Raw genomic sequence first — 24,308 nt, forward strand, 5'->3', positions numbered from 1 at the left:
GTCAGTGCGCCGCCTGTTCGATCGACGAACGCGTCACGCGCTTGCGGAACACCCAGTAGGTCCAGCCCTGGTAGGCGAGGATCAGCGGGAGGAAGATCAGCGCGACCCAGCTCATCACCGTGAGCGTGTACTCGGAGCTCGACGCATTCGCGATCGTCAGGCTGTTGGCGGGGTCGTTGGACGCCGGCATCACCTCGGGGAAGAGCGCGGCGAAGAGTCCGAGCACGGTCGCCGCGATCGTGATCGACAGCAGGGTGAACGCGACTCCTTCGCGCCCTCGGAGGTTCGCGGCCCACGCGCCGACGAGCGCGACCGCGGCCAGCAGCGCGAGACCCCAGAACCAGCCGCTGCCGTAGGCCAGCCCGGTCCAGACGAGGAACGCCGCGGCCACGACGACGGTGACCGCTCCCGCCCGGGTGGCCAGGCGCTGGGCGCGGCGGCGGAGGTCGCCCTCGGTCTTCAGCGACGCGAACACCACCCCGTGGGTGAAGAAGACGAGGAGCGTCGTGAGTCCGCCGAGCAGGGCGTACGGGTTCAGCAGGTCGACGAGGGTGCCGGTGTAGTTGTGGTCGGCGTCCAGCGGCACGCCCTGCACGATGTTCGCGAACGCGACGCCCCAGAGCAGTGCCGGCACTGCGGAGCCGATCACGATCATCCAGTCGAAGCGCCGCTTCCAGGCCGCCTCGGGGCGTTGATGCCGGTACTCGAAGCTCACCCCGCGGGCGATGAGCGCCAGCAGGATCAGCAGCAGCGCGAGGTAGAACCCTGAGAAGAGCGTGGCGTACCACTCGGGGAAGGCCGCGAAGAGGGATGCCCCGGCGACGATGACCCAGGTCTCGTTGAGGTCCCACACGGGCCCGATGGTGTTGATCAGCACCCGGCGGTCGGTCTCGTCCTTCCCGAGGAACGGCAGCGACATCCCGACGCCGAAGTCGAATCCGTCGAGGACGAAGTAGCCGACGAAGAGCGCGGCGACGATCCAGAACCAGAGCACGGCGAGATCCATGTCCCTCTCCTCCTAGTAGACCGTGGTGGCCGGTTCGTGGCGGCCGGTTTCGGGGTCGGGCTCGCCCACCTCGGGCGGTCCGGCCTTGATCGCGCGGATCACGAGCTTGAACTCGACGACCGCGAGGATGCCGTAGATCAGGGTGAACGCGGCGAGGGAGATGAGCACCTCGAGGCCGGTGACGTTGGGCGAGACCGCCGACTCGGTCTGCAGCAGGCTGAACACGATCCACGGCTGGCGGCCCATCTCGGTGAACACCCAGCCGACGATCATCGCGGCGAGCGACAGCGGGAAGCTCCAGATCGCGACGGTCCACACCCAGCGCTGCTTCGGCATGCGGCCCTTGCGCGTGAGCCAGAGCCCGACGACGGCGACGAGCACGTGCGCGAGGCCCAGGCCGATCATCCATCGGAACGACCAGTAGGTCACCCAGATGATCGGGGTGTAATCGCCCGGCCCGTAGAGCGCCTGGTACTCGGCCTGCAGGTCGTTGATGCCCTCGACGCAGCCGTCGAACGTGTGCGTGGAGAGGAAGGAGAGCAGGTACGGGATGCGGATGGAGAACAGCTCGGTGGTGCCGTCGGGAGTGCCGAGGGTGAAGACCGAGAACGAGGCATCCGCCCCGCAGACGGTGTCGTAGGTGGCCTCCGCGGCCGCCATCTTCATCGGCTGCGTCGCGACCATCGCAAGGCTCAGCTGGTCGCCGAAGAGGGTCGTGAGGATGCCGGAGACGACCATCGTCCAGAGCCCGAACTTGAGCGCCGGCCGCATGGTGTCCAGGTGCTGGTTGCGGGCGAGGTGCCACGCGGCGGCGCTGATGATGAGCCCGGCCGTCACCATGAAGGCCGCCGAGATCGTGTGCGGGAACGCGGCGAGGGCGACGCGGTTCGTGAGGAGCGCCCAGATGTCGGTGAGCTCGGCTCTGCCCTGCACGGGGTCGATCTCGTAGCCGACCGGGTTCTGCATGAACGCGTTCGCGGCGATGATGAAGTAGGCCGACGCGACGGTGCCGACGGCGGTCGCCCAGATGGTCGCGAGGTGCAGGCCGCGGGGCAGTTTGTCCCAGCCGAAGATCCAGAGCCCGATGAAGGTGGCCTCGAAGAAGAACGCGAGCAGGCCTTCGAGGGCGAGCGGGGCGCCGAAGACGTCGCCGACGAACCGGGAGTATTCGGACCAGTTCATGCCGAACTGGAACTCCTGCACGATGCCCGTGACCACGCCCATGGCGAAGTTGATCAGGAAGATCGTGCCGAAGAAGCGCGTGATCCGGAGGTACTCGGCCTTGCCGGTGCGGTACCAGGCGGTCTGGAAGATCGCCGCGGTCGTCGCGAGCCCGATGGTGAGCGGCACGAACAGGAAGTGATAGATCGTCGTGAGGCCGAATTGCCAGCGTGCCAGCAGCAGCGGGTCCAGCAGATCGTTCACGGATGCCCCTTCCGATGAGGTCGGCACGTTTTCTACACATGGTAGAGCCTTCGTTCTACGTCGTGTAGAAACTGTCTCGACGACGAGGTATCGTTGGGGTATGGCGAATCTCGGGGACCTCGAGCGCTCCGTCATGGAGCAGCTGTGGGCCAGCGACGCGGCGCTGACCGCGAACGACCTGCGCGACCGGCTCACGCTGGGCGGCGACAGCGGCGAGCGGTCCCCGGCCACCACGACGGTGCTCACCGTGCTGGCCCGCCTCGAGCGGAAGGGCTTCGTCTCGCGCACCCGCGACGTGCGCCCGCATCGCTACCGCGCCCTCCTGTCCCGCGAAGAGCACACCGCCGAGCTGATGCACGAGGTGCTCGATCGCTCGAGCGACCGCGACGCGGCCCTCGCCCGCTTCGTCGGCACGGCGACCGCCCACGAGACGGCGACACTGCGGCGCCTCCTCGACGAGCTCGCCCACCGCTGACGATGCTCGCCGTCGGCGTCCTGCTCGGCGCGCTGGCGGTCGCGCTCGCCTGGCCGATCCCCGTCGCCCTCGCCCGCGCCGCCTGGCCGGCCCGATCACCGGGGCTGGCGCTCGCCCTCTGGCAGGCGATCGCCCTCGGCGGCGCGCTCTCCATGATCGGATGCCTCGTCGTCATCGGCACCGCACCCGACGGCTCGATCACCGGATCGGCAGCCGCCCTGCTCCCCCACCTCTTCGTCGGCCCCCTGCCGCCCGAGTTCGGTGTCGTCCACCTCGCCGCCCTCACCCTCGCCGCCGGGCTCGCGGTGCACCTCGCCCTGAACCTGGGCGCCACCGCGCTTCGCGCCGAACGCGAACGGCGCCGGCAGCACCAGCTCATCGCCGTTCTCAGCGACCCCATGCCGGGTGAGCCGCGCACCCGCGTGCTCGCGCACCCCGTGCCGCTGGCGTACTGCGTCCCGGGCCTGCGCACCGCGACGGTACTGACCGATGGGCTCGTCGCGGTCCTCTCGCCCGCCGAGCTCCGTGCGGTCGTGGCCCACGAGCGCACCCACCTCGATCAGCTGCACCACCTCGTGCTGCTCGCCTTCCGCGCCTGGCACCAGGCCCTGCCCTGGTTCCCCATCGCCAACCGGTCGGAGCGCGCGGTCACCCTGCTCACCGAGATGCTCGCCGACGACGGCGCGCGCCGGGCCACCGGGCCCGACGCGCTCGCAGGCGCGCTCGAACGGCTCGGCGCCGCCGGTGAACCCGGCGCCTACGCGGAGACCGGCGGCGTCGCGCCGGACAGCGAGATGGTGGAGGCGCGCCTCGCCCGGCTCCGCGGCCTCGGCCGGCCCCTCGGCGCGGCCGCGCGCGTCGGCATCGTCGCCGCCTCCGTCCTGCTCGTCGCGCTACCCGTCGCCGCGATGCTGATCATCATCCGCTAGTCCGACGCACCGCCGCCGATCGACTCCTAGGCTCGATCCTGTGAACGACGTGCTCGACTGGATCCTCGACATCGTGCAGTCGGTCGACCCGGTCCTCCGGACCCTGCTCGCCGGCCTCGGCATCATGCTCGAGACGTCGGTGCTGATCGGGCTCGTCGTGCCCGGCGACACCATCGTCCTCGTCGCCTCCACCGCGATCGACGGGCCCGTCGAGTACTTCGCGCTCGTGCTCACCGTCATCACCGGCGCGCTCATCGGCGAGTCGATCGGCTTCGCGCTCGGCCGATGGTTCGGCCCCCGCATCATGCACTCCCGCCTCGGGCGCCGCATCGGCGAGGAGCACTGGCACCGCGCGCAGCGCTATCTCGATCGGCGCGGCGGCCCTGCGGTCTTCATCTCGCGCTTCCTGCCCGTGCTGCACTCGCTCGTGCCGCTCGTGGTCGGCATGAGCACGATGAGCTATCGCCGTTTCCTGGCGTGGACGGCGCCCGCGTCGGTGATCTGGGCGTTCGCGTATTCGACCGTCGGCTGGCTCGCGGCCGGCAGTTACCGGGAGCTCAGCCGCGACCTGCACTGGGCGGGATACCTCTTCGTTGCGATCATCGCGGTCTTCCTGCTCGGCGTCTGGGGCGCGAAGCGCCTCATCTTCCGCGCGGAAGCCCGGCACCTGCACACCCACGCTGACGATGCCGCCGCCCGGCCAGCCGCCGGACGCAGCGTGGGGCCGGATGCCGAAGCATCCGACCCCACGCCGCGCGATCAGCCGCGCTGAGTCCGGAGCGCGCACGCTCCGACGAGGCGGCTTAGAACAGCGCCTTCTCCTCCAGCCAGGCCGCCGCGATGTCGTCGGCGGACTCCTGCCCGTTCACGCTCTGGTCGTTCATGGCGACCAGGTCGGCGGGGCTCATGGCCTCGCTCACCGCGTTGATGACGTCGGCGATGTCGCCCGTCACTTTCTCGCTCGCGACGGGCACGACGTTCGAGGCGAGGAACAGACCCTTCGGGTCCTCCAGCGTCACGAGGTCGTTCGTCTTGATGTTCGGGTCGGCGCTGTAGATGTTGACCATCTGCACCTGCCCGTCGACGAGCGCCTTCACCGTGAGGGCCCCGCCCGAGTCCTCGATCGCCGTGAACCCGACGTCGACCCCGTAGGTCTCTTTGAGGCCCTGCGGCCCGTACGGGCGGGTCTCGAGTTCGGCGTTGCCGCCGAGCGTGATCGGCTGCGGTACGCTCGCGAGGTCGTCGAGGCTCGTCACGCCGAACTCGTCGGAGAACGCCTTGGTGACGTTGTAGGAGTCTTGGTCGGTGGCGGGCGACTGGTCGAGCACCTGCAGCCCCTCGGGCACGGCCTCCTCGAGCGCTGCGTAGACGTCGTCGCTCGTGCGCGCCTCGGTGTCGGGCTCCCAGTACTGCAGGAGGTTGCCCGTGTACTCGGGGAACAGGTCGATCTCGCCCGCTTCGAGCTCGGGCAGGTACACCTCCCGCTGACCGATGCGGAACTCGCGTTCGACTTCGAATCCGTTGGCCTCGAGCGCCTGGGCGTAGATCTCGGCGATGATCTCGTTGGAGTAGTAGTCCTGCGAGCCGATCACGATCGCCTCGCCGGCGCCCGCGGTCTCCCCACCCGATCCCTCGTCCAGCGGATCGCCCGATGCGCACCCTGCCAGGGCCACTGTCGCCCCGACCGCGACCGCCGCGAGCGCGGCGAGCCGGCCTTTTCCTGCTGTGAACATTCCTCTTCCCTTCATCGGTGGGTCACCCCACGGCCGCCCGCGACCGGGCCGGTCGGGAGCGGAGCTGTGCGTTCCCGCGACGGACGCGCACGCCCTCGGGGACCACGAGTCGTTGGAGCAGCGCGAACGCGCCGTCGAGCACCAGGGCGAGCGCGATGATGAGCATCGACGCCCCCAGCATCACCGGATAGTCGCGCGTCTTCAGGCCGAGGAAGATGTACGTGCCGAGTCCCCCCGCACCGACGTACGCCGCGAGCGTCGCGGTCGCCACCACCTGGAGCACCGCGGCACGGATGCCGCCGATCACGGTCGGCAGCCCGAGCGGCCCTTCCACCCGCAGCGCGATCTGCGCCTCGGTCATCCCCATCGCCCTCGCCGCGTCGACGGTGGCACGCGGCACCCCGCCGATGCCGGCGTACGCCCCCGCGAGGACCGACGGGATCGCGAGCACCACGAGCGCGAGATACGGCGCGAGCGCCGACAGGCCGAGCGCCAGGGCGAAGATCGTGAGCAGACCGAGCGTCGGCAGCGCGCGGAGCGCGCCCGAGACGACGACGGCCGGCTCGCGCCCGCGGCCCGTATGCCCGATCGCCACGCCGATCGGCAGTGCGATGACGGTCGCGCCCACGACGACGGCGAGGCTGAACACCACGTGGAACGTCAACCTGGCGCCGATGCCGTCGGGGCCGGACCAGTTCGCCGGGTCGAAGAGCCAGGCGAACGCCTCGAGGAAGAGGTTCACGCGACCGCCCTCCTCGCGGCTGCTCGCGTGCGGCGCCGGGACCGCCGCGGCCGCTCGGCCCACGGCATGAGCAGCCGCCCGCCGAGTACCGCCAGCGCGTCGAGCCCGATCGCGATGAGCATGGCCGCGAGCACGCCAGACCAGATCTCGGCGGGGATGTTCCGCTGGAAGCCGTCGGTGAACAGGCTGCCGAGGCTCTGGACGCCGATGACGGCGCTGATCGTGGCGAGGCTGACCGTGCTGACGATGACGACCCGCACCCCCGCGAGGAGGCCGGGGCCGGCGAGCGGCAGCTCGACCCCGAGGAAACGGCGCCAGGCGGAGTAGCCGACCGCGGTGGAGGCCAGCCGCACATCGCCGTCGACGTCGCCGAAGGCATCGGCGGCCGACCGGACCATGAGCGCGATGCCGTACAGCGTGAGCGCCGCGATCAGGTTCACGGGCGACCGCAGCGGTACGCCCACGAGGCCGGGCAGGGTGATCAGCAGCGGGAGCGATGGGATCGCATACAGGATGCCGCACACCGACAGCAGCAGCCCGCGCGACCATCGGTACCGCCACGCGGCCCAACCGATCGGCACGGAGATCACGAACGCCAGTATGACGGGGGGTACCGACAACCCGAGATGGACGACGATCAGCTCGCCGATCCGGTCGAGGTTCGACCAGACCCAGTTCACGACGCGAGGACCCCGGCCGGGCGGCCGTCGGCGTCGACCACGACCGTCCGCCCGTCGACCTCGGTGGTATGCAGCAGACGCCGGCCGCGCTCCGCGCCGATGAATCCCGCGACGAAGTCGTCCGCGGGGGCGGCCAGGATCTCGGCCGGCGTGCCGATCTGCACGACCTCGGCGCCCGAGCGGAGGAGTACGACACGGTCGCCCAGACGGAACGCCTCGTCGATGTCGTGGGTGACGAAGACGATCGTCTTGCCCAGCTCGCGCTGGAGCCGAAGCAGCTCGTCCTGCAGCTCGGTGCGCACGATCGGATCGACGGCGCCGAACGGCTCGTCCATGAGCAGGATGTTCGGGTCGACCGCGAGACCGCGGGCGACGCCCACCCGCTGCTGCTGGCCGCCGGAGAGCTGCGCCGGGTACTTGTCGGCGAGCGATCGATCGAGTCCGACGGTGTCCATGAGTTCGAGCGCCCGGGCTCGTGCGGCCCGCTTGGGCTCGCCCCGGAGCACCGGCACCGTAGCGATGTTGTCGACCACCCGCCGATGCGGAAGTAATCCGCTGTTCTGCATCACGTACCCGATCGACCGCCTGAGCTTGACGGGGTCGACCGACGCGACATCGGTCCCGTCGATGAGCACCTGACCTTCGGAGGGGTCGACCATGCGGTTGATCATCCGCAGGAGCGTCGTCTTGCCGGAGCCGGATGAACCGACGAGCACGGTCGTGGTGCGCGGCGGCAGCACGAGGTCGACGTGTTCGACCGCCACCGTGCCATCGGGGAACTGCTTGCGCACACCGCGGAACTCGATCATGCCGCCCACTCTCCGCGGGTCGATCCGAGAGCCGCCCGCTCGGTCAAGCCAAACACGGCCCAGGCCCGCGCGGCAACGCTGCGACGGTGTGTCAGGCTGCGGAGGACTGCACCGCGGCGTCGAGGTGCTCGGCCAGGTACCCGCGGACGACGAGCTTCGCCTCCTCGAGGTAGCGCACGTCGCCGTTCGGGTCCCGCGTGTACGCGCGATGGATCAGCGCGTCGGCGAGTTCGATCGCGACGCCGAGGCGGAAGCGCAGGTCGGCGGTGTCGTCGACGCCGCCGAACTCGGCCGCGAGCACCTTCGCCATGCGAGTGGCGAACTCGGGCTCCTCGCCGTCATCGGAGAGCTCGCGGTCGCCCGCGTGGACCACGGAGAAGCCGGGCTCGTCGCGGTAGAGCTCGGACGAGGCATCCATCGCCGTCTCGATGAGATCCCACCAGGAGGTCAGGCGCACGTGCGCGAGCCGCTCGGCGACCCGCGTGCGGAAGCGCTCGATGGAGCGCTCGCGAAGCCCGTGCAGCACCGCCACCCGGTCGGGGAAGTACCGGTAGACCGTGCCGATCGACGCGCCGGCGCGCTCGGCCACCATCTGCGTCGTCAGCCGCTCGAACCCGACCTCGTCGACCAGCTCCGCCGCAGCGTCGAGCAGTGCGTCGAGCCGCTGGGTGCTGCGGCGCTGGGTCGGCTCAGTGCGGACCGCGCGACGTCGCCCGGGCTCTGACCCAAGGATCAGGTCGATGTTCGGCACGGAACCTCCTCACTCGACGCACTACTCTACCCGGCGCAGACCCCCGCTCCCGACCATCCGGAGCGCCGGTTCGCCCTGCCAGGGACGGGCATGACAGACTGAATGGATGCCGGAGACCTCCCCCTCACCGGTCGGATCCCGCGTGCGCACGACCCGGCACGGTGCCGCGCGCTTCGAAGACTGGCTGCACGACGTCAGGGAGCGGTTCGCGCGACGCCGCGGCCACGTTCCGACCGTGGTGCCGTACACCGGCTACGGGTCCACCGAGTGGGTGCGGATCCTCTGCCGGGTCCTGCTCTCCAAGCCGCCGAAGCCCGCGCGCCGCGGCGCGACCACGAGGCGCCGGCGCACGCGCGAGCAGGGGATCCGCGGCTGGCGCAGCTTCACCAGCGTGCCGGTCGGCGACGTGCCGGTCGTCATCGAGGTGGGCGGCCAGCGCATCGAGGTGCTCGCCGACCGCGGGGGCGTCGTCGACACGAAGGTGCCGGTGACCCTCGACCCGGGCTGGCACGTCGCCACCCTCCGCGCAGAGGGCTCGGAACCGGTCGAGGCCCCCGTCCACGTGATCGACCCGGCGGCCACGTTCGGCATCATCTCCGACGTCGACGACACGGTCATGGTCACCGCGCTCCCCCGGCCGCTCGTCGCCGCGTGGAACACGTTCGTCCTCGACGAGCACGCCCGCATCCCCACGCCCGGCATGGCCGTCCTCTTCGACCGCCTCGTGCGCGCCCACCCGGGCGCGCCCGTCATCTACCTCTCGACCGGCGCCTGGAACGTGGCGCCTGCCCTCACCCGCTTCCTCTCGCGGAACCTCTTCCCCGCCGGCCCGCTCCTGCTCACCGACTGGGGACCGACTCACGACCGCTGGTTCCGCAGCGGCCGGGCGCACAAGCAGGAGAACCTCCGCCGACTCGCCGAGGAGTTCCCCGCCATGCGCTGGCTCCTCATCGGCGACGACGGCCAGCACGACGAAGACCTCTACGCGCGCTTCGCCGAGGAGCACCCCGATCGTGTCGCCGCCGTCGCGATCCGGCGCCTGTCGACCGGCGAGGCCGTGCTCGCGGGCGGTCGCACCAAGCAGGAGGAGCACCCGGGGGCGGTGCCCTGGGTGAGCGCGGGCGACGGTTCGACCCTCGCCGACCGGCTCGCCGAGGAGGGCATCATGGGCGGGCGTCCCGCAGGCGGGGCGGCCGCGGCCGACGCCTGAGCGCGCCGGCGGCTTCCCACGCTCCCGTTCCGGCTCGCCGCTGCGTCCCGTGCCTGCGAAGCGATACTGCGCCGCGCCAGCTCACGTTCCCGAGTCAGGCGAGGCGCTGGCCGCGCGCCGCCCGCTCGCGGGCGAACCGGGCGAGCCCGCGGTTGATCTCCCGCGCCCAGAGCGGCCCGCGGTAGATGAAGGCCGAGTAGCCCTGCACCAGGGTCGCGCCGGCGTCGAGCCGGTCCTGCACGTCCGCCGCCGTCTCGACGCCGCCCACCGAGATGACGCAGAGCTCGGCCGGCACATGACGCCGTACGAGGCGCAGCACCTCGAGCGAGCGCGCCGCGAGCGGAGCTCCCGACAGCCCGCCCGCACCGATCCGCTCGAGCTCGGCGGCGGAGGCCGAGAGGCCCTCCCGCGAGATCGTGGTGTTCGTCGCGACGATGCCGTCGAGCCCGAGGCGCACCGCGAGCTCGCAGATGCGTCGCACCTCATCGTCCGCGAGGTCGGGAGCGATCTTCACCAGCAGGGGTGTGCCGCGGGCGGCGCGCTGCACCGCCTCGAGCAGCGGAGCGAGCGCGTCGAGCTCCTGCAGGCCGCGGAGCCCGGGCGTGTTCGGCGAGCTGACGTTCACCACGAGGTAGTCGGCGAAGGGCGCGAGCACCCGGGCGCTGCGCTCGTAGTCGGCCACCGCCTCTTCCACGGGCGTCACCCGGCTCTTGCCGATGTTCACCCCGAGCACGGGGCGCTGTCGCCGTCGTGCGAGCCGGGCGAGCCGGCCGGCCGCGGCATCCGCACCGCCGTTGTTGAAGCCCATCCGGTTGATCAGCGCCCGGTCGCGGACGAGACGGAACAGCCGCGGCCGCTCATTGCCGGGCTGCGCGATCGCCGTGATCGTGCCGACCTCGACGTGCCCGAACCCGAGCTGGCCGAGCCCGCGCACCGCGAACCCGTCCTTGTCGAAGCCCGCGGCGACCCCGAACGGCGACGGGAACCGGAGCCCGAGCGCCTCGACGGCGAGCTCGGGGGCCGGCCCGGTGAACCGGTGCACCACGCGGCCGAGGCCGAACACGGGAAGCAAGCGGATGACCCGGAACGCGAGGTGGTGCGCCTGCTCGGGGTCCATGCGGGCGAAGACCAGGGAGAAGAGGAGTCGATACATGCCGCGTTCAGGCTACTCGACGCTCACGGGGCCGGGCGGGCCGGAAGCCGGCCGTGCTCGGCGCGAAGCGCCTCGATCGCCGACTCGAAGTCCTCGAGCGACTCGAACGCCTGATACACGCTCGCGAAGCGGAGGTAGGCGACCTCGTCGAGCTCGCGAAGCGGCGGCAGGATCGCCAGCCCGATGTCGTTGGCCTCGATCTGGGACGCGCCGGTGGAGCGGATGGTCTCCTCGACCTTCTGCGCGAGCACCGCGAGATCGGCGTCGGTGACCGGTCTGCCCTGGCAGGCCTTCTTCACCCCCAGCACGACCTTCTCGCGGCTGAACGGCTCGATGACCCCGCTGCGCTTGATGACCGAAAGGCTCGCCGTCTCCGTCGTCGAGAACCGGCCGCCGCACTCCGGGCACTGTCGACGGCGCCGGATGGAGAGGCCGTCGTCGCTCGTACGCGAGTCGATCACGCGGGAATCGGGGTGGCGACAGAAGGGGCAGTACATGGTGCCCCCAGCCTAGCCGCGCGGCGCGGGCTGCTGGTCCGATGCACCGCCGAACCGGGCGGTCACGGCCTCCCCGTGAGCCGGCAGGTCTTCCTCGGCCGAGAGCGCGGCGATGACGGGTGCGACCTCGCGCAGGGCGGCCTCGTCGTAGCGCACGACCTGCTGAGGTCGGAGGAACGTCGCCGCCGACAGTCCGGACACGAACCTCGCGGTTCCGCCCGTCGGGAGCACGTGGTTCGAGCCGGCGGCGTAGTCGCCGAGACTCACGGGCGAGTACGCGCCGACGAAGATCGCCCCCGCGTTGTCGATCCGGGCGAGGGTCGCCTCGGCGTCCGCGACCTGGATCTCGAGGTGCTCGGGACCGAACGCGTTCGAGAACTCCGCGGCCTGCTCCAGGTCGTCGACGAGCACCAACGCGGACTGGGGTCCGGCGATCGCCCGCGCGACGCGCTCGGCGTGCTTCGTCGCGGCGATCCGAACGGCCAGCCGCTCGAGCACGGCGTCGGCGAACGCGGGCGCATCGGTGACGAGGAGGGATGCCGCGAGCTCGTCGTGCTCCGCCTGGCTGACCAGATCGGCCGCGACGAAGTCGGGGTCGGCGGTGTCATCGGCGATGACCAGGATGTCGGTCGGACCGGCCTCGGCGTCGATGCCGGTCGCCCCCGCGACGAGGCGCTTGGCTGCCGCGACGAACACGTTGCCGGGCCCGGTCACGCGCTGCACCGGCGCGAGCCCGGCCTCCGGCACCCCGTAGGCGAAGGCGCCGATCGCGCCGGCGCCGCCCATCGCGTAGACCTCGTCGACGCCGAGGAGCGCAGCGACCGCGGCGATGGTGGGGTGCACCCGCCCGCCGTGATCGGCCTGCGCCGGTGAGGCGAGGGCGATCGAACGCACACCGGCGACCTGCGCCGGGACGACGTTCATGACGACGCTCGAGGGATAGACGGCCTTGCCGCCCGGCACGTACAGACCGACCCGCTCGACCGGCTGCCAGCGCTGCTCGATCACGGCACCAGGTCCGAGGACCGTCGTCTCGGGCGCCGGCACCTGCGGGGCGCTCGCCGCGCGCACACGCTCGATCGTCGACTCGACGGCGCGGCGCACCTCGGCGTCGAGCCCGGCGAGGGCGGCGCGCAGGTCGCCCTCGGGGACGCGGATACCGGCGGGCCGCACGCCGTCGAACCGCTCGGCCTGATCGAGGAGCGCACGCTCGCCGTGCTCGCGAACGTCCTGGATGAGTCGGCCCGCGGGCTCGAGGGCCGCCGCGACGTCGGTCGCGGCACGCGGGACGAGGGCGAGCAGCTCGGTCGGAGCCGGGCGGGTTCCTCGGAGATCGATGGTGCGCAGCATGATTCCCCAGCGTACCGACGAGGTGCGGTTCGCACGGCTGAGCGGGAGAGATCAGCCTGGACAGCTACCGGCGATCTCGGCTCGGTGTCCACTAGTGTGAGCGAGACATTCGTCTGCGTGCAAGAGAAAGCGACCGGTGCATCGGGGTGCGCACTACCTTCCACTCATCGAAAGCCGGCCGTGTCGCTGCGCTGATCGTGGCTCCCGTCGCACTGCTGATCACGCTGCTCGGCTGGTCTCTCTCAACACCGCTCGCATCGAGTCCCGACGAGGATTTCCACCTCGCGAGCATCTGGTGCGGTGGTGGTGAACGCGAGGGGCTATGCGAACCTTCCTCGAACGCTCGCACTCGCATGGTTCCAGTCGAGCTCCTGACGGCTCACCGCTGCTTCGACCACCTGCCCGACCAGGCCGCGACGTGTCCCCGACAGCCTGCGTCCCTCCTTGTCGAAACCGATCGTGGGAATTTCGACGCGGTGTATCCACCGGTCTTCTACGCGGTCATGAGCGTGTTCGCCACGACCGATTTCTCAGCGTCGTTGCTGATGATGCGTGCATTCAATGCGTTCATCTATGTCGGCATGATGTTCGCTTTGTTCCTACTGCTGCCCCGCGCACGGCGGGGACTTCTCGTCTGGGGCGCCCTGGCCACGATTGCACCGTTCGGTATGTTCCTGATCTCGAGCGTGAACCCGAGCGGTTGGGGGGTGATCTCGGCGTCGACGATGTGGCTGGCGGTGCTCGGGTACTACGAGGCGCCCGAGCTGCGACGGCGGCTCGCGTTCGCGGGGCTCGCCATCGTTGCGTTGATCCTAGGTGCCGGTTCTCGAAGTGATGCAGCGGCCTTCGCGACCGTCTCGATCGTCATCGCAACGCTGCTGACGGCGAGGCGAACCCGTTTGTTCGCGCGCCTCGCAGTGTTCCCGGCAGTGCTGACAGCGGTCAGCATCGCCGTATTCTTGAGTTTCGGTCAGTCCAACGCCGTGAATCCCGGAGTTGATCTCAGCACCCCACTCGACCCTTCGAGCGCAACACTCAACTCGATCCAGCTGCTCTGGACCAACCTCACCCGCCTTCCGGAGCTCTGGGCAGGCGCATTCGGGGCTCCGCTCGGAACTCAGTCGCTGTGGCTCGGGACTGTGACTCCGGGTGTCGTCTGGTTCTCAACGATTCTCGCATTCGGAGGCGTCGTATTCCTCGGACTGCGCCTCCTGACCTGGCGCAAGGTGATCTCCCTGATGATCCTCGTGTCGCTGCTGATTTTCCTCCCGATGATCTGGCTCATGCGCGACCAGATCCTGGTGGGCCAGGGCGTGCAGTCCAGGTACCTCTACCCGCTCCTCATCATGATCGCGATGTTGAGCCTCTTCGGACTCAACGGTCCGAACGCGAGGATGAACGTCGCACATCTCACTTGCATCACCGTGGCCGCGTGGGTAGCCAATCTCGTCGTGCAGTGGGTGACACTTCGCCGCTACGTGACCGGTCTGGATGCCCGCTGGATCAATCTGGATGCGGGCATCGAATGGTGGTGGTCAGCGTTGCCCATCGGCCCGATGGCGCTCTGGATGATGACCGCGATCGCCTTCGCCGTGCTGTGCGCAATTTGCATCTGCTACGGGGCGGCGACCGGTCAGGTGAGGCAGTTCGGCCCGAGGAGGCTCTTCAGCTCCCCGTAGAAGTCGGCGCTCACGTTCACCGGGTAGGGCAGCTCGAAGACGCGCGCGACGCGCCCCTTCGTGAGCTTCAGCCGCACCTCGGTGTCTCCGCGATGCCGGGTGAGGACGTCGCCGAGCGCGGTGATGGTGTCGGTGGTCGCCCGGACGTCGGGGATCGAGATCATCACCGGGCCGGTGTCCTCACCCTGCCCGAGCTCGGGCTCGAACACGCTGTACGCGTGCAGGTTCATGCCGTCATCGCGCATGCTGACCCGCCCCCGGACGACCACGATCGAGTCGCCGCGGAGCCCGGGCGCGAACTCCTGGTACGCCTTGCCCATGAACATGACGGTGATCTCGCCGGAGAAGTCCTCGACCTGGATCATGCCGTACTGGTTGCCGCTCTGCCGCGCCACGCGGTGCTGCACGCTCGTCACGAGGCCGGCGACCGTCACCGTGTCGCCGTCCTGCGTGGCGTCGGACGCCATGAGGTCGGCGATGGTCGTGGACGCGTGCTTCGCGAGCGGCGCCTCCAGCCCGGCGAGCGGGTGGTCGGACACGTACAGCCCCAGCATCTCGCGCTCGAACGCGAGCTTGTCCTTCTTCGCCCATTCGGGCCGGTCGGGCACGGGCGAGGGCGCCGCGGCCTTCTCGTGCTCCTCGAAGAGGCTGTCGAAGTCGAACCCGACATCGCCGTTCTCCTCGGCGCGCTTCTCCTTCACCGCCGACTCGACGGCGCCCTCGTGAATCTCGACGAGCGCGCGCCGGGTGTGCCCGAGCGAGTCGAAGGCCCCCGCCTTCACGAGGGACTCCACGGTGCGCTTGTTCGCGACCTGGATCGGCACCTTCTTCAGGAAGTCGTGGAACGACTCGAACCGGCCCTCCTTCTCGCGCGCGGCGCGGATCGCGTCGACCACGTTGAATCCGACGTTGCGCACCGCCCCGAGCCCGAACCGGATGTCGTCGCCGACGGCCGCGAAGAAGCCGATCGACTCGTTCACGTCGGGTGGCAGCACCTTGATGCCCATGCGTCGGCACTCGTTGAGGTAGAGCGCGAGCTTGTCGCGCGCATCGCCGACGCTCGTGAGGAGCGCCGCCATGTACTCCGCCGGGTAGTGGGCCTTGAGGTACGCCGTCCAGTAGCTGAGCACGCCGTAGGCGGCCGAGTGCGCTTTGTTGAAGGCGTAGTCGGAGAATGGCAGCAGGATGTCCCAGAGCGTCTTGATCGCGGCATCCGAGTAGCCGTTGGCCTTCATGCCGGCCGAGAAGCCCTCGTACTGCTTGTCGAGCTCGGACTTCTTCTTCTTGCCCATCGCGCGCCGCAGGATGTCGGCCTGTCCGAGCGAGAAGCCGGCGACGCGCTGGGCGATCGCCATGACCTGCTCCTGGTAGATGATCAGGCCGTAGCTGGTGTCGAGGATGTCCTTCAGCGGCTCCTCGAGCTCGGGGTGGATCGGCGTGATCTCCTGCAGCCCGTTCTTCCGCAGCGCGTAGTTCGTGTGCGAGTTCGCACCCATCGGGCCCGGACGGTAGAGTGCGATGACGGCCGAGATGTCCTCGAAGTTGTCGGGCTTCATGAGCCGCAGCAGCGACCGCATCGGCCCGCCGTCGAGCTGGAAGACGCCGAGCGTGTCTCCCTTGCCGAGCAGCTCGTACGCGGCCGGGTCGTCGAGCGCGAGGTCTTCGAGCACCGGCCGGAAGCCGCGGTTCGCCTCGATATTGTCGAGCGCGTCGTCGATGATCGTGAGGTTCCGCAGCCCCAGGAAGTCCATCTTGATCAGGCCGAGCGACTCGCACGCCGGATAGTCGAACTGCGTGACGATCTGGCCGTCCTGCTCGCGCTTCATGATCGGGATGATGTCGATCAGCGGATCGCTCGACATGATCACGCCCGCGGCGTGCACGCCCCACTGGCGCTTCAGGTTCTCGAGCCCGAGCGCGGTCTCGAACACCGTCTTCGCGTCGGGATCGGTCTCGATGATGGCCCGGATGTCGCCGGCTTCCTTGTAGCGCGGGTGATCCTTGTCGAGGATGCCGGTGAGCGGGATGTCCTTGCCCATGATTGCGGGCGGCATCGCCTTGGTGAGCTTCTCCCCCATGCCGAACGGGAAGCCGAGCACGCGGCTGGAATCCTTCAGCGCCTGCTTCGCCTTGATCGTGCCGTAGGTCACGATCTGCGCGACGCGCTCCTCGCCGTACTTCTCGGTGACGTACTTGATCACCTCGCCGCGACGACGCTCGTCGAAGTCGACGTCGAAGTCGGGCATCGAGACGCGGTCTGGGTTCAGGAACCGCTCGAAGATGAGGCCGTGCTGCAGCGGGTCGAGGTCCGTGATCCGCATCGCGTAGGCCGCCATCGAGCCTGCCCCCGAGCCGCGGCCCGGGCCGACGCGGATGCCGTTGTTCTTCGACCAGTTGATGAAGTCGGCGACGACGAGGAAGTAGCCCGGGAAGCCCATCTGGCTGATGACGCCGACCTCGTAGTCGGCCTGCTTGCGCACCTCGGCGGGGATGCCGTCGGGGTAGCGCACGTGCAGGCCCCGCTCGACCTCCTTCACGAACCAGCTCTCCTCGTTCTCCCCCTCTGGCACGGGGAATCGCGGCATGTAGTTCGCGCTCGTGTTGAACTGCACGTCGCAGCGCTCGGCGATCGCGAGGGTGTTGTCGCAGGCCTCGGGGTGGTCGCGGAAGATGTGCCGCATCTCCGCGGCGGTCTTGAGGTAGAAGTCGTCGGCGTCGAACTTGAACCGGTTCGGGTCGTCGAGGGTGGAACCGGACTGCACGCACAGCAGCGCGGCATGGCTCTTGGCGTCGTGCGCGTGCGTGTAGTGCAGGTCGTTCGTGGCGACGAGCGGCAGGTCGAGGTCTTTCGCGAGGCGCAGCAGGTCGTCCATGATGCGCTTCTCGATGCCGAGGCCGTGGTCCATGATCTCGGCGAAGAAGTTCTCCTTGCCGAAGATGTCGCGGAAGTCCGCCGCCGCCTGGCGGGCCTCCTCGTACTGCCCCAGCCGGAGCCGGGTCTGCACCTCGCCCGAGGGGCACCCCGTGGTGGCGATGAGCCCCTTCGCGTAGGTCTGCAGCAGCTCGCGGTCCATGCGGGGCTTGAAGTAGTAGCCCTCGATCGAGGCGAGACTCGAGAGGCGGAACAGGTTGTGCATGCCCTCCGTCGTCTCGGAGAGCAGCGTCATGTGGGTGTACGCGCCAGACCCCGAGACGTCGTCGCCGCCGCCGTTGCCCCACCGCACGCGGGTCTTGTCGCTGCGATGGGTGCCGGGCGTGAGGTAGGCCTCGGTGCCGATGATCGGCTTGATTCCGGCGTCGGTCGCCTGCTTCCAGAAGTCGAACGCGCCGAAGACGTTGCCGTGGTCGGTCACCGCGACGGCCGGCATGTCGTACCCCTGCGCCGCCTTCACCAGCTCGCCGATCCGGGCGGCGCCGTCGAGCATCGAGTACTCGGAGTGCACGTGCAGGTGGACGAAGGAATCGGCGGCCACTGGGCTCCTCTTCGGATGCTGCGGGTGGATCTGGGGTGTGCTTCGAGTGTACGGCGACCGACCCACGGTGCGGCCGGCGCCACGGCGCCCGACCGCACCGACCGGCTCAGTCGGACTGGAGCAAATCGAGCGCGTACTGCAGGTCGGCGGGATACGCCGACTCGAACACCGACCAGTCGCCGGTCGCGGGGTGCGTGAAGCCGAGCTGGCGCGCGTGGAGCCACTGCCGCGTGAGGCCGAGCCTGGCCGACAGGGTCGGGTCTGCTCCGTACATGGCGTCGCCGACGCACGGATGCCGCTGAGCAGCCATGTGCACCCGGATCTGGTGGGTGCGGCCGGTCTCGAGGTGGACCTCGAGCAGCGACGCGTAGGGGAACGCCTCCAGCGTCTCGTAGTGCGTCACGGCGTGCTTGCCGTCGGCGGTTACGGCGAACTTCCAGTCGGACCTCGGATGCCGGCCCACGGGCGCGTCGATCGTGCCCGCGAACGGATCGGGATGCCCCTGCACGACCGTGTGGTAGATCTTCTCCACTTCGCGATCGTGGAACTGCCGCTTCAACTCGGTGTAGGCGCGCTCGGACTTCGCCACGACCATGAGCCCGCTGGTCCCGGCGTCGAGACGGTGCACCACGCCCTGGCGCTCCGGGGCGCCGGAGGTGGAGATCCGGAACCCGGCCGCGGCGAGGGCGCCGACGACCGTGGGTCCCTCCCAGCCGACCGACGGATGCGCCGCCACCCCCGCGGGCTTGTCGACCACGACGAGATCGTCGTCGTCGTGGATGATCCCGAGGTCGGGGACCGGGATCGCCTCGACCTGCAGCGGGCGCGGCGGTTCCCAGCTCACCTCGAGCCAGGCACCGGCACGAAGCCGATCCGATTTGTCGGCGACCCGCCCGTCGACGACGACACCGCCGGCGGTCGCGATGTCCGCCGCCTGGGTCCGCGAGAAGCCGAGGAGCTTCGCGAGCCCCGCGTCGATGCGCGAGCCGTCGAGCCCGTCGGGGACGGGAAGGGCGCGGTACTCCGACACGACGTCAGGACTCGGCCGCGAGCCGGGCACCAGGCGATGGGGTGCCGTCGTCGTCGCGGTCGAGCTCCGTCGCGGTGGCGCCCGGTTCGTCGGCCGCGGCCGATCTCGCAGCCTTCGACGGGCGCACCTCGCGCGATCCGTCGAGGCCGATCCCGCGGATCGTCAGGATCATGAACAGCACCATGCTCGAGACGATCGCGATGTCGGCGACGTTGTAGATCGCGGGCAGCAGCCACGGGGTGGAGATGAAGTCGACCACATGCCCGAGGCCGAAGCTCGGCTCACGGAACAGCCGATCGGTGAGGTTGCCGAGCACCCCGCCGAGCAGGAGACCGAACACGATCGCCCACGCGATCGAGCGGATGCGGCGCGCGAACCAGATGATGAAGGTGATCACGCCGGCGGCGAGGATCGTGAAGATCCACGTCATGCCGCTCGCGATCGAGAAGGCCGCGCCGGGGTTGCGCACGAACTGCCACTGCAGCAGCGTGCCCAGCACCGGCACGGTCTCGCCCTCCGTGAGGTGCTGGACGACGAGCGCCTTGCTCAGCTGATCGAGCCCGTAGGCGACGACGGCGGCGCCGACGAGGACGAGGAGCGCGGTGAGTGTGCCGGCTGCCTTGCCGCCCCGCTCAGCCGCCAAAGCCCTGGAACGTCGGCGCCGGAGCGGACTCGCCCTGGTGGCCAGGGGCGCTCACCGGCGCCGAGAAGCCCTGGTTGCCCGACACCTGCACGGGAGCGGCCGTGTCGAGCTCGCGCAGCTGGCCCTCGATGTAGCTCTTGAGCTTCTGGCGGTAGTCGCGCTCGAACAGGCGCAGCTCGTCGACGCGCTTCTCGAGTGCGACGCGCTCCTGGTCGAGGATCGTCATCTGCTGACGCGACTTCGCCTCGGCCTCGGCGACGACCCGCGCCGCGGTGGCGTGGCCCTCGGCGATGAGCGCGTCGCGCTTCTCGACGCCCTCGCGGACGTGCTCCTCGTGCAGCCGGCGGGCCAGCTGCAGCAGGTTGGTGGTGCTCGTCTGCTCGTCGATCTCGGACTGGGGCGCGGCCGGCTGGGTGGGCACCGCCACGGTCGGCGCGGGGGCGGCGGGCTCGGCGTATGCGGCCGCAGGCGCGGGAGTCGGGGCCGACGGCGCCGTCCGGGCGGCCTCGGAGGCACGGGCCTCGGCGGCGGCCACACGCTGACGCAGCTCCTCGTTCTCCTGGTTCAGGCGGCGCAGTTCGACGACGACCTCGTCGAGGAAGTCGTCGACCTCGTCCTGGTCGTAGCCTTCGCGGAACTTCGTCGCCTGGAAGCGCTTGTTGACCACATCTTCCGGAGTTAGCGCCATGGCTGCCCACCCTCAAATCTGTCGATAACGGTTCGGATCGGTTCTGCTAACGGTAGCAGGGTCGTCGTGGACGGAGCAGTGCCGTTCGTCTCGTCGAGCGAGGCTCGCAGGAGATCGTCAGGCGCACGCCGCCCGGGAGTCAGGCGACCCCGGCGGTCGCCGCGGAGAGGCCGGACACGATGGTCATGAGCACGATCACGAGCAGCATCGCGAGGCTCCACCCGAGGTCGAGCGCCACCTGTCCGATGCGGATCGGCGGCACGAGTCGGCGGAAGAACCGCACGGGCGGATCCGTCACCGTGTAGACCGCCTCGACCACCACGAGCCAGAAGCCGCGCGGGCGCCAGCTGCGGTTGAACGTGCGGATGAGGTCGAGCACGAAGCGCGCCCACATCACGAAGAAATAGATGAGGAGGAGCGTCGAGAGGATGCTCCAGACGACTGACAGTGCTCCCACGTCGGGAGAGTCTACGCGTGCGAGAAGAAGGTCGCGTCCGCGTCGGCCTCACCGTCGCCGGCTTCACCCGACACGACGACGTGCGCGGGCGAAAGCAGGAAGACCTTGCTCGTCACTCGCTCGATCTTGCCGTAGAGGCCCTGCGAGAGGCCGCTCGCGAAGTCGATCAGGCGCCTGGCGTCGGCGTCGGACATCTGCGAGAGGTTGATGATGACGGGCACGCCCTCGCGGAACGACTCCGCGATGACCTGGGCGTCGCGGTACTGACGCGGGTGGACCGTGAGGATCTCGTTCATCTCCGCCTGCGGGGTGATCGGTTGCGGTGCGGGCTTGCGCAGCGGCGTGACGGCGGCGCCGCCCTTGGGCGCGGGAGCCGCGTGGACGATTGGCGCCGGCGCTGCGGCGGCGGGAGCCGGCGCGGGCTCCGACTCGAGCTCCTCGTCGGCGAGGCCCAGGTAGACCATGGTCTTCTTCAGCGGGTTCGACATCGCTGCCCTCCGTCGTTGTTCCGTCTCGTTCGAGGCTAACCTCAGGCCGGGCGATTCCCGGTGATTGCCGTGCCGATGCGAAGGTGTGTCGCACCCTCCAAGATGGCGTCGCGATAGTCGTGGCTCATCCCCATGGACAAGGCGGTCGCGCCGGGTGCGAGCGCGCGCACCCGCTCCGAGAGCGCACGCACGCGCGCGAACTCCGGCCGCGCCGGCACGCCGAGGGGAGCGACCGCCATGAGGCCGCGCAGTCGCAGCCCGGGCGTGCCGAGGACCCGCTCGACGAGCGATTCGAGCTCGCCCGGCGCGACGCCGCCGCGACCGGGATCGTCGGTGAGGTTCACCTGCACGAAGGCGTCGATGGTCGCGGCATCCGATCGCAGCGCGTCGACGAGTGCCGGCCGGTCGACCGAATGGACTGCGCTCGCGTAGGCGCGCACCTGACGCGCCTTCTTGCTCTGCAGCTGCCCGACGAAATGCCAGTTCAGCCCGAGGTGGGCGAGCTCGGCCGCTTTCGCCTGGGCTTCCTGGTGACGGTTCTCCCCCACGTCGCGCACGCCGAGGGCGGCGAGCTCGGAGACGAGTTCCGCGGGGTGGAACTTCGTGACGACGATCGTCGTGAGCTCGCCGGCGTCTCGGCCGGCCTCCGCGGCGGCATCGGCGATGTCGGCGCGCACGCGTCCGAGACGCTCGGCGAGGCCGGCGGTGTCGACGACGGGGTGGAGCTCGTCGGTCACTTCAGGAAGTCGGGGATGTCGAGGTCGTCGTCGCCGTCGTCGAACGCGGGGTCGCTCACGATCTGGTCGCCCGTGGTGGTGTCGATCTCACCCCAGTTCGCGGACTCGACGAGCTCTTCGATGTCGATCTCGGCGATCGGCTCCGCGCTCTCCGGCAGCGAGCTCGCGACCCCGGCACCGGCACCGACCGCGGCGCCGACGGCGGCGGGGGCGAAGCTCGAACGGCGGGCCTCCGCGTGCTCCTTCGGCTGCGGCTCGCCGCCGTCGAACCCGGCCGCGATGACCGTCACGCGCACCTCGTCGCCGAGCGTGTCGTCGATGACGGCGCCGAAGATGATGTTCGCTTCGGGGTGCACCGCCTCCTGCACGAGCCGAGCGGCGTCGTTGATCTCGAAGATGCCGAGGTTCGAGCCGCCCTGGATGGAGAGGAGCACGCCGTGCGCCCCGTCGATCGAGGCTTCGAGCAGCGGGCTCGCGACGGCGAGCTCGGCGGCCTTGATCGCCCGATCGGCCCCGCGCGAGGAGCCGATGCCCATGAGCGCGGACCCGGCGCCCTGCATCACCGACTTCACGTCGGCGAAGTCGAGGTTGATGAGGCCGGGGGTGGTGATCAGGTCGGTGATGCCCTGGACACCCGCGAGGAGCACCTGGTCGGCGGTGGCGAAGGCCTCGAGCATGGAGATGCCGCGGTCGCTGATCTCGAGGAGCCGGTCGTTCGGCACGACGATGAGCGTGTCGACCTCTTCCTTGAGGCGTGCGACGCCCTGCTCGGCCTGGGTCTGGCGGCGCTTGCCCTCGAAGCTGAAGGGCTTGGTGACGACACCGATGGTGAGCGCCCCGATCGACTTGGCGATGCGGGCCACGACGGGCGCACCGCCCGTGCCCGTGCCGCCGCCTTCGCCGGCGGTCACGAACACCATGTCGGCGCCGGCGAGGGCTTCCTCGATCTCCTCGGCGTGGTCTTCGGCGGCACGCCGGCCGACCTCGGGGTCGGCTCCGGCACCGAGACCCCGGGTGAGGTCGCGGCCGACGTCGAGCTTCACGTCCGCATCGGACATGAGCAGCGCCTGGGCGTCGGTGTTGATCGCGATGAACTCGACGCCGCGGAGGCCGAGCTCGATCATGCGGTTGACGGCGTTGACGCCGCCGCCGCCGATGCCGACGACCTTGATGACGGCGAGGTAGTTCTGGTTTGTCGACATGTCCGGCCCTCCGTGCGAACCCTGAACCTCAAGTGGAAGGTTAAAGTTTCTCCGAGTATGCAATTCCTGCGACTGACGGTAGGCCGTCAGCCGCCTCTCCTCCGCCAGGAGGCCCCGCGTGTCGCGATCCGTCGCCTGGATCCGACCGATCGCCTCCCGGGGATGACCCCATCGCGCTCCGTCAGCCGACGACCGGGCTCATCGGCGCCGACACGTCGTAATGCGACACCGAGTCGGGCGGCGCAGACGCCATGAGCTTCGCCAGCACTTCCGCCTTCAGGCCCGGTTCGTCCGCACTCCCCCAGATGACGGATGCCCCGCCCGCGAGCTCCAGCCGCACGTCGTCGACGGTCTCGGCCGTCGCGTGCACGACGAGCGGGCGCACCTCGGGCGGCAGGCTCCGGATCACGGCGGCGGCGGCGCGGAAGCCCGCGCTCGTCACCGGTCCGGCTTCGATGAGCGGCTGCCCCTCCGGCCGCTCCGCGGGGCGTTCGATCACCACGCCGGCGGCGTCGACGAGCTCGAGCCCGCCGTCGTCGGACGCGACGACCCCGACCGGCGTCCGCTCGACGATCCGGACGACCAGCGTGCTGGGCGGCAGCGTCTCCGTGGAGTACGTCTCGATGAGGGGGAACGCACCGAGCGCGTCCCGCACATCCGCCGAGGTGATCAGCGGCAGCGGCGTGCCGAGATCGGCCGCGAAGGCGCCCTGCAGCTCGGCGACCGGAATACGCTGGGCGCCCTCGATGCGGACTTCGCGCAGCGCCATCAGGGGCGAGTACGCGGCGCCCACGAGCCCCGCCGCGACGACGAGCACCGTACCGGCTCCGACGAGCCAGGCGAGCCGGCGACGCCTGGACCGCTGGGTGAACCGGCGGACCTCCTGGCGCTCGTAGCGGCGGCGGGCACGCCGCGCCTTCGCGAGCGCCCGGCGCGCGGCGCGCGCATCCGCGGAGGTCGAGTCGGACGGCGTGGCGATCGGCGGGAACCCGTCGGGGCGGGCCGTCGGATCAGCGGCGGGCTGCGCCGCCTCGTGCGGGATCACGGGGATCGGCTCCGTCGGCGTCCGGTCCCGAGCGTCCGGGGCGATGGGCGGCGTCGCCGCCTCCGGCGCCGTTCCGCGTGCCGGCGCGCCCGAACGACGCGAGGGC

Annotated in this window: 24 protein-coding genes; 5 read left to right on the forward strand and 19 right to left on the reverse strand. The window is 70.2% G+C overall.

Annotation, left to right across the window (positions count from 1 at the left end):
• Position 1 precedes the first annotated feature (1 nt).
• Complete coding sequence (gene cydB, locus ABIQ69_RS09260; protein WP_350346835.1) at positions 2-1,006, reverse strand: cytochrome d ubiquinol oxidase subunit II; 1,005 nt, start codon at positions 1,004-1,006, stop codon at positions 2-4.
• Between the two features lie 12 nt (positions 1,007-1,018).
• Complete coding sequence (locus tag ABIQ69_RS09265; protein WP_350346836.1) at positions 1,019-2,431, reverse strand: cytochrome ubiquinol oxidase subunit I; 1,413 nt, start codon at positions 2,429-2,431, stop codon at positions 1,019-1,021.
• A 100-nt stretch (positions 2,432-2,531) separates the two neighbouring features.
• Here ABIQ69_RS09265 and ABIQ69_RS09270 point away from each other — a divergent pair, with 100 nt between their 5' ends.
• The 3 genes from ABIQ69_RS09270 to ABIQ69_RS09280 are packed head-to-tail and all read left to right on the forward strand — an operon-like array spanning position 2,532 to position 4,607.
• Positions 2,532-2,906 (forward strand): BlaI/MecI/CopY family transcriptional regulator, encoded by a 375-nt coding sequence (locus ABIQ69_RS09270; protein ID WP_350346837.1) that lies wholly within the window; start codon positions 2,532-2,534, stop codon positions 2,904-2,906.
• Between the two features lie 2 nt (positions 2,907-2,908).
• Positions 2,909-3,835, forward strand: a complete 927-nt coding sequence (locus ABIQ69_RS09275) for a M56 family metallopeptidase (protein ID WP_350346838.1) — start codon at positions 2,909-2,911, stop codon at positions 3,833-3,835.
• 40 nt (positions 3,836-3,875) lie between these two features.
• Positions 3,876-4,607, forward strand: coding sequence for a DedA family protein (locus ABIQ69_RS09280; protein WP_350346839.1), 732 nt, complete (start codon positions 3,876-3,878; stop codon positions 4,605-4,607).
• 31 nt (positions 4,608-4,638) lie between these two features.
• Here the strand turns inward: ABIQ69_RS09280 and ABIQ69_RS09285 are convergent, their stop codons facing one another.
• The 5 genes from ABIQ69_RS09285 to ABIQ69_RS09305 form a co-directional block, all read right to left on the reverse strand.
• On the reverse strand, positions 4,639-5,568 hold the full coding sequence (locus ABIQ69_RS09285; protein ID WP_350346840.1) for an ABC transporter substrate-binding protein: 930 nt from the start codon (positions 5,566-5,568) through the stop codon (positions 4,639-4,641).
• A gap of 22 nt (positions 5,569-5,590) precedes the next feature.
• Complete coding sequence (locus ABIQ69_RS09290) at positions 5,591-6,310, reverse strand: ABC transporter permease (RefSeq protein WP_350346841.1); 720 nt, start codon at positions 6,308-6,310, stop codon at positions 5,591-5,593.
• Complete coding sequence (locus ABIQ69_RS09295) at positions 6,307-6,990, reverse strand: ABC transporter permease subunit (RefSeq protein WP_350346842.1); 684 nt, start codon at positions 6,988-6,990, stop codon at positions 6,307-6,309. Before ABIQ69_RS09295 ends, ABIQ69_RS09290 begins: the two co-directional genes overlap by 4 nt.
• The gene (locus ABIQ69_RS09300; protein WP_350346843.1) at positions 6,987-7,799 is read right to left on the reverse strand and encodes an ATP-binding cassette domain-containing protein; all 813 of its coding nucleotides are present in this window, start codon (positions 7,797-7,799) and stop codon (positions 6,987-6,989) included. Before ABIQ69_RS09300 ends, ABIQ69_RS09295 begins: the two co-directional genes overlap by 4 nt.
• Positions 7,800-7,890: 91 nt before the next feature.
• Positions 7,891-8,550, reverse strand: coding sequence for a TetR/AcrR family transcriptional regulator (locus ABIQ69_RS09305; protein ID WP_350346844.1), 660 nt, complete (start codon positions 8,548-8,550; stop codon positions 7,891-7,893).
• 106 nt (positions 8,551-8,656) lie between these two features.
• On the opposite strand from ABIQ69_RS09305, the gene ABIQ69_RS09310 reads away from it, so the two are divergent.
• Positions 8,657-9,760 carry a phosphatase domain-containing protein gene (locus ABIQ69_RS09310; protein ID WP_350346845.1) on the forward strand — a complete coding sequence of 368 codons (1,104 nt, stop codon included), beginning with the start codon at positions 8,657-8,659 and terminating at the stop codon, positions 9,758-9,760.
• 94 nt (positions 9,761-9,854) lie between these two features.
• On the opposite strand, the gene ABIQ69_RS09315 is transcribed toward ABIQ69_RS09310, so the two are convergent.
• From ABIQ69_RS09315 to hisD, 3 genes are read right to left on the reverse strand one after another with little or no spacing between them, the layout of a single operon-like run.
• Positions 9,855-10,913 carry a quinone-dependent dihydroorotate dehydrogenase gene (locus ABIQ69_RS09315; protein WP_350346846.1) on the reverse strand — a complete coding sequence of 353 codons (1,059 nt, stop codon included), beginning with the start codon at positions 10,911-10,913 and terminating at the stop codon, positions 9,855-9,857.
• 23 nt (positions 10,914-10,936) lie between these two features.
• Complete coding sequence (nrdR, locus tag ABIQ69_RS09320; protein WP_350346847.1) at positions 10,937-11,410, reverse strand: transcriptional regulator NrdR; 474 nt, start codon at positions 11,408-11,410, stop codon at positions 10,937-10,939.
• 12 nt (positions 11,411-11,422) lie between these two features.
• Positions 11,423-12,760, reverse strand: coding sequence for a histidinol dehydrogenase (gene hisD, locus ABIQ69_RS09325; RefSeq protein WP_350346848.1), 1,338 nt, complete (start codon positions 12,758-12,760; stop codon positions 11,423-11,425).
• A gap of 146 nt (positions 12,761-12,906) precedes the next feature.
• Between hisD and ABIQ69_RS09330 the strand changes: the two genes are divergently transcribed.
• Positions 12,907-14,439, forward strand: coding sequence for a DUF2142 domain-containing protein (locus tag ABIQ69_RS09330; RefSeq protein WP_350346849.1), 1,533 nt, complete (start codon positions 12,907-12,909; stop codon positions 14,437-14,439).
• On the opposite strand, the gene dnaE is transcribed toward ABIQ69_RS09330, so the two are convergent.
• The 9 genes from dnaE to ABIQ69_RS09375 all read right to left on the reverse strand — a co-directional run bounded on the left by dnaE (position 14,394) and on the right by ABIQ69_RS09375 (position 24,202).
• The gene (gene dnaE / locus ABIQ69_RS09335) at positions 14,394-17,912 is read right to left on the reverse strand and encodes a DNA polymerase III subunit alpha (RefSeq protein WP_350346850.1); all 3,519 of its coding nucleotides are present in this window, start codon (positions 17,910-17,912) and stop codon (positions 14,394-14,396) included. The genes ABIQ69_RS09330 and dnaE overlap by 46 nt on opposite strands.
• A 106-nt stretch (positions 17,913-18,018) precedes the next feature.
• Complete coding sequence (locus ABIQ69_RS09340; RefSeq protein ID WP_350346851.1) at positions 18,019-18,942, reverse strand: RluA family pseudouridine synthase; 924 nt, start codon at positions 18,940-18,942, stop codon at positions 18,019-18,021.
• Between the two features lie 4 nt (positions 18,943-18,946).
• Entirely contained in the window at positions 18,947-19,585 is a 639-nt protein-coding gene (gene lspA / locus ABIQ69_RS09345; RefSeq protein WP_350346852.1) for a signal peptidase II, read from the reverse strand.
• Entirely contained in the window at positions 19,575-20,273 is a 699-nt protein-coding gene (locus ABIQ69_RS09350; RefSeq protein WP_350346853.1) for a DivIVA domain-containing protein, read from the reverse strand. Before ABIQ69_RS09350 ends, lspA begins: the two co-directional genes overlap by 11 nt.
• Positions 20,274-20,412: 139 nt before the next feature.
• On the reverse strand, positions 20,413-20,730 hold the full coding sequence (locus ABIQ69_RS09355) for a YggT family protein (RefSeq protein WP_350346854.1): 318 nt from the start codon (positions 20,728-20,730) through the stop codon (positions 20,413-20,415).
• Positions 20,731-20,741: 11 nt separating this feature from the next.
• The gene (gene sepF, locus ABIQ69_RS09360; protein ID WP_350346855.1) at positions 20,742-21,218 is read right to left on the reverse strand and encodes a cell division protein SepF; all 477 of its coding nucleotides are present in this window, start codon (positions 21,216-21,218) and stop codon (positions 20,742-20,744) included.
• A gap of 41 nt (positions 21,219-21,259) precedes the next feature.
• Complete coding sequence (locus tag ABIQ69_RS09365) at positions 21,260-21,955, reverse strand: YggS family pyridoxal phosphate-dependent enzyme (protein ID WP_350346856.1); 696 nt, start codon at positions 21,953-21,955, stop codon at positions 21,260-21,262.
• Positions 21,952-23,157: a cell division protein FtsZ gene (ftsZ, locus tag ABIQ69_RS09370; protein ID WP_350346857.1), complete on the reverse strand. Its 1,206-nt coding sequence runs from the start codon at positions 23,155-23,157 to the stop codon at positions 21,952-21,954. Before ftsZ ends, ABIQ69_RS09365 begins: the two co-directional genes overlap by 4 nt.
• 181 nt (positions 23,158-23,338) lie before the next feature.
• Positions 23,339-24,202: an FtsQ-type POTRA domain-containing protein gene (locus ABIQ69_RS09375; RefSeq protein ID WP_350346858.1), complete on the reverse strand. Its 864-nt coding sequence runs from the start codon at positions 24,200-24,202 to the stop codon at positions 23,339-23,341.
• Between the last annotated feature and the right edge of the window lie 106 nt (positions 24,203-24,308).

Source organism: Agromyces sp. G08B096, assembly GCF_040267705.1.
In the GTDB taxonomy this organism is placed as follows: Bacteria; Actinomycetota; Actinomycetes; order Actinomycetales; family Microbacteriaceae; genus Agromyces.

Bases quoted from the DNA above. Each gene is read 5' to 3' on its own strand.
- cydB (WP_350346835.1), bottom strand. From the start codon at position 1,006: ATGGATCTCGCCGTGCTCTGGTTCTGGATCGTCGCCGCGCTCTTCGTC.
- ABIQ69_RS09270 (WP_350346837.1), top strand. From the start codon at position 2,532: ATGGCGAATCTCGGGGACCTCGAGCGCTCCGTCATGGAGCAGCTGTGG.
- ABIQ69_RS09275 (WP_350346838.1), top strand. From the start codon at position 2,909: ATGCTCGCCGTCGGCGTCCTGCTCGGCGCGCTGGCGGTCGCGCTCGCC.
- ABIQ69_RS09285 (WP_350346840.1), bottom strand. From the start codon at position 5,568: ATGTTCACAGCAGGAAAAGGCCGGCTCGCCGCGCTCGCGGCGGTCGCG.
- ABIQ69_RS09300 (WP_350346843.1), bottom strand. From the start codon at position 7,799: ATGATCGAGTTCCGCGGTGTGCGCAAGCAGTTCCCCGATGGCACGGTG.
- ABIQ69_RS09310 (WP_350346845.1), top strand. From the start codon at position 8,657: ATGCCGGAGACCTCCCCCTCACCGGTCGGATCCCGCGTGCGCACGACC.
- ABIQ69_RS09315 (WP_350346846.1), bottom strand. From the start codon at position 10,913: ATGTATCGACTCCTCTTCTCCCTGGTCTTCGCCCGCATGGACCCCGAG.
- nrdR (WP_350346847.1), bottom strand. From the start codon at position 11,410: ATGTACTGCCCCTTCTGTCGCCACCCCGATTCCCGCGTGATCGACTCG.
- hisD (WP_350346848.1), bottom strand. From the start codon at position 12,760: ATGCTGCGCACCATCGATCTCCGAGGAACCCGCCCGGCTCCGACCGAG.
- ABIQ69_RS09350 (WP_350346853.1), bottom strand. From the start codon at position 20,273: ATGGCGCTAACTCCGGAAGATGTGGTCAACAAGCGCTTCCAGGCGACG.
- sepF (WP_350346855.1), bottom strand. From the start codon at position 21,218: ATGTCGAACCCGCTGAAGAAGACCATGGTCTACCTGGGCCTCGCCGAC.
- ftsZ (WP_350346857.1), bottom strand. From the start codon at position 23,157: ATGTCGACAAACCAGAACTACCTCGCCGTCATCAAGGTCGTCGGCATC.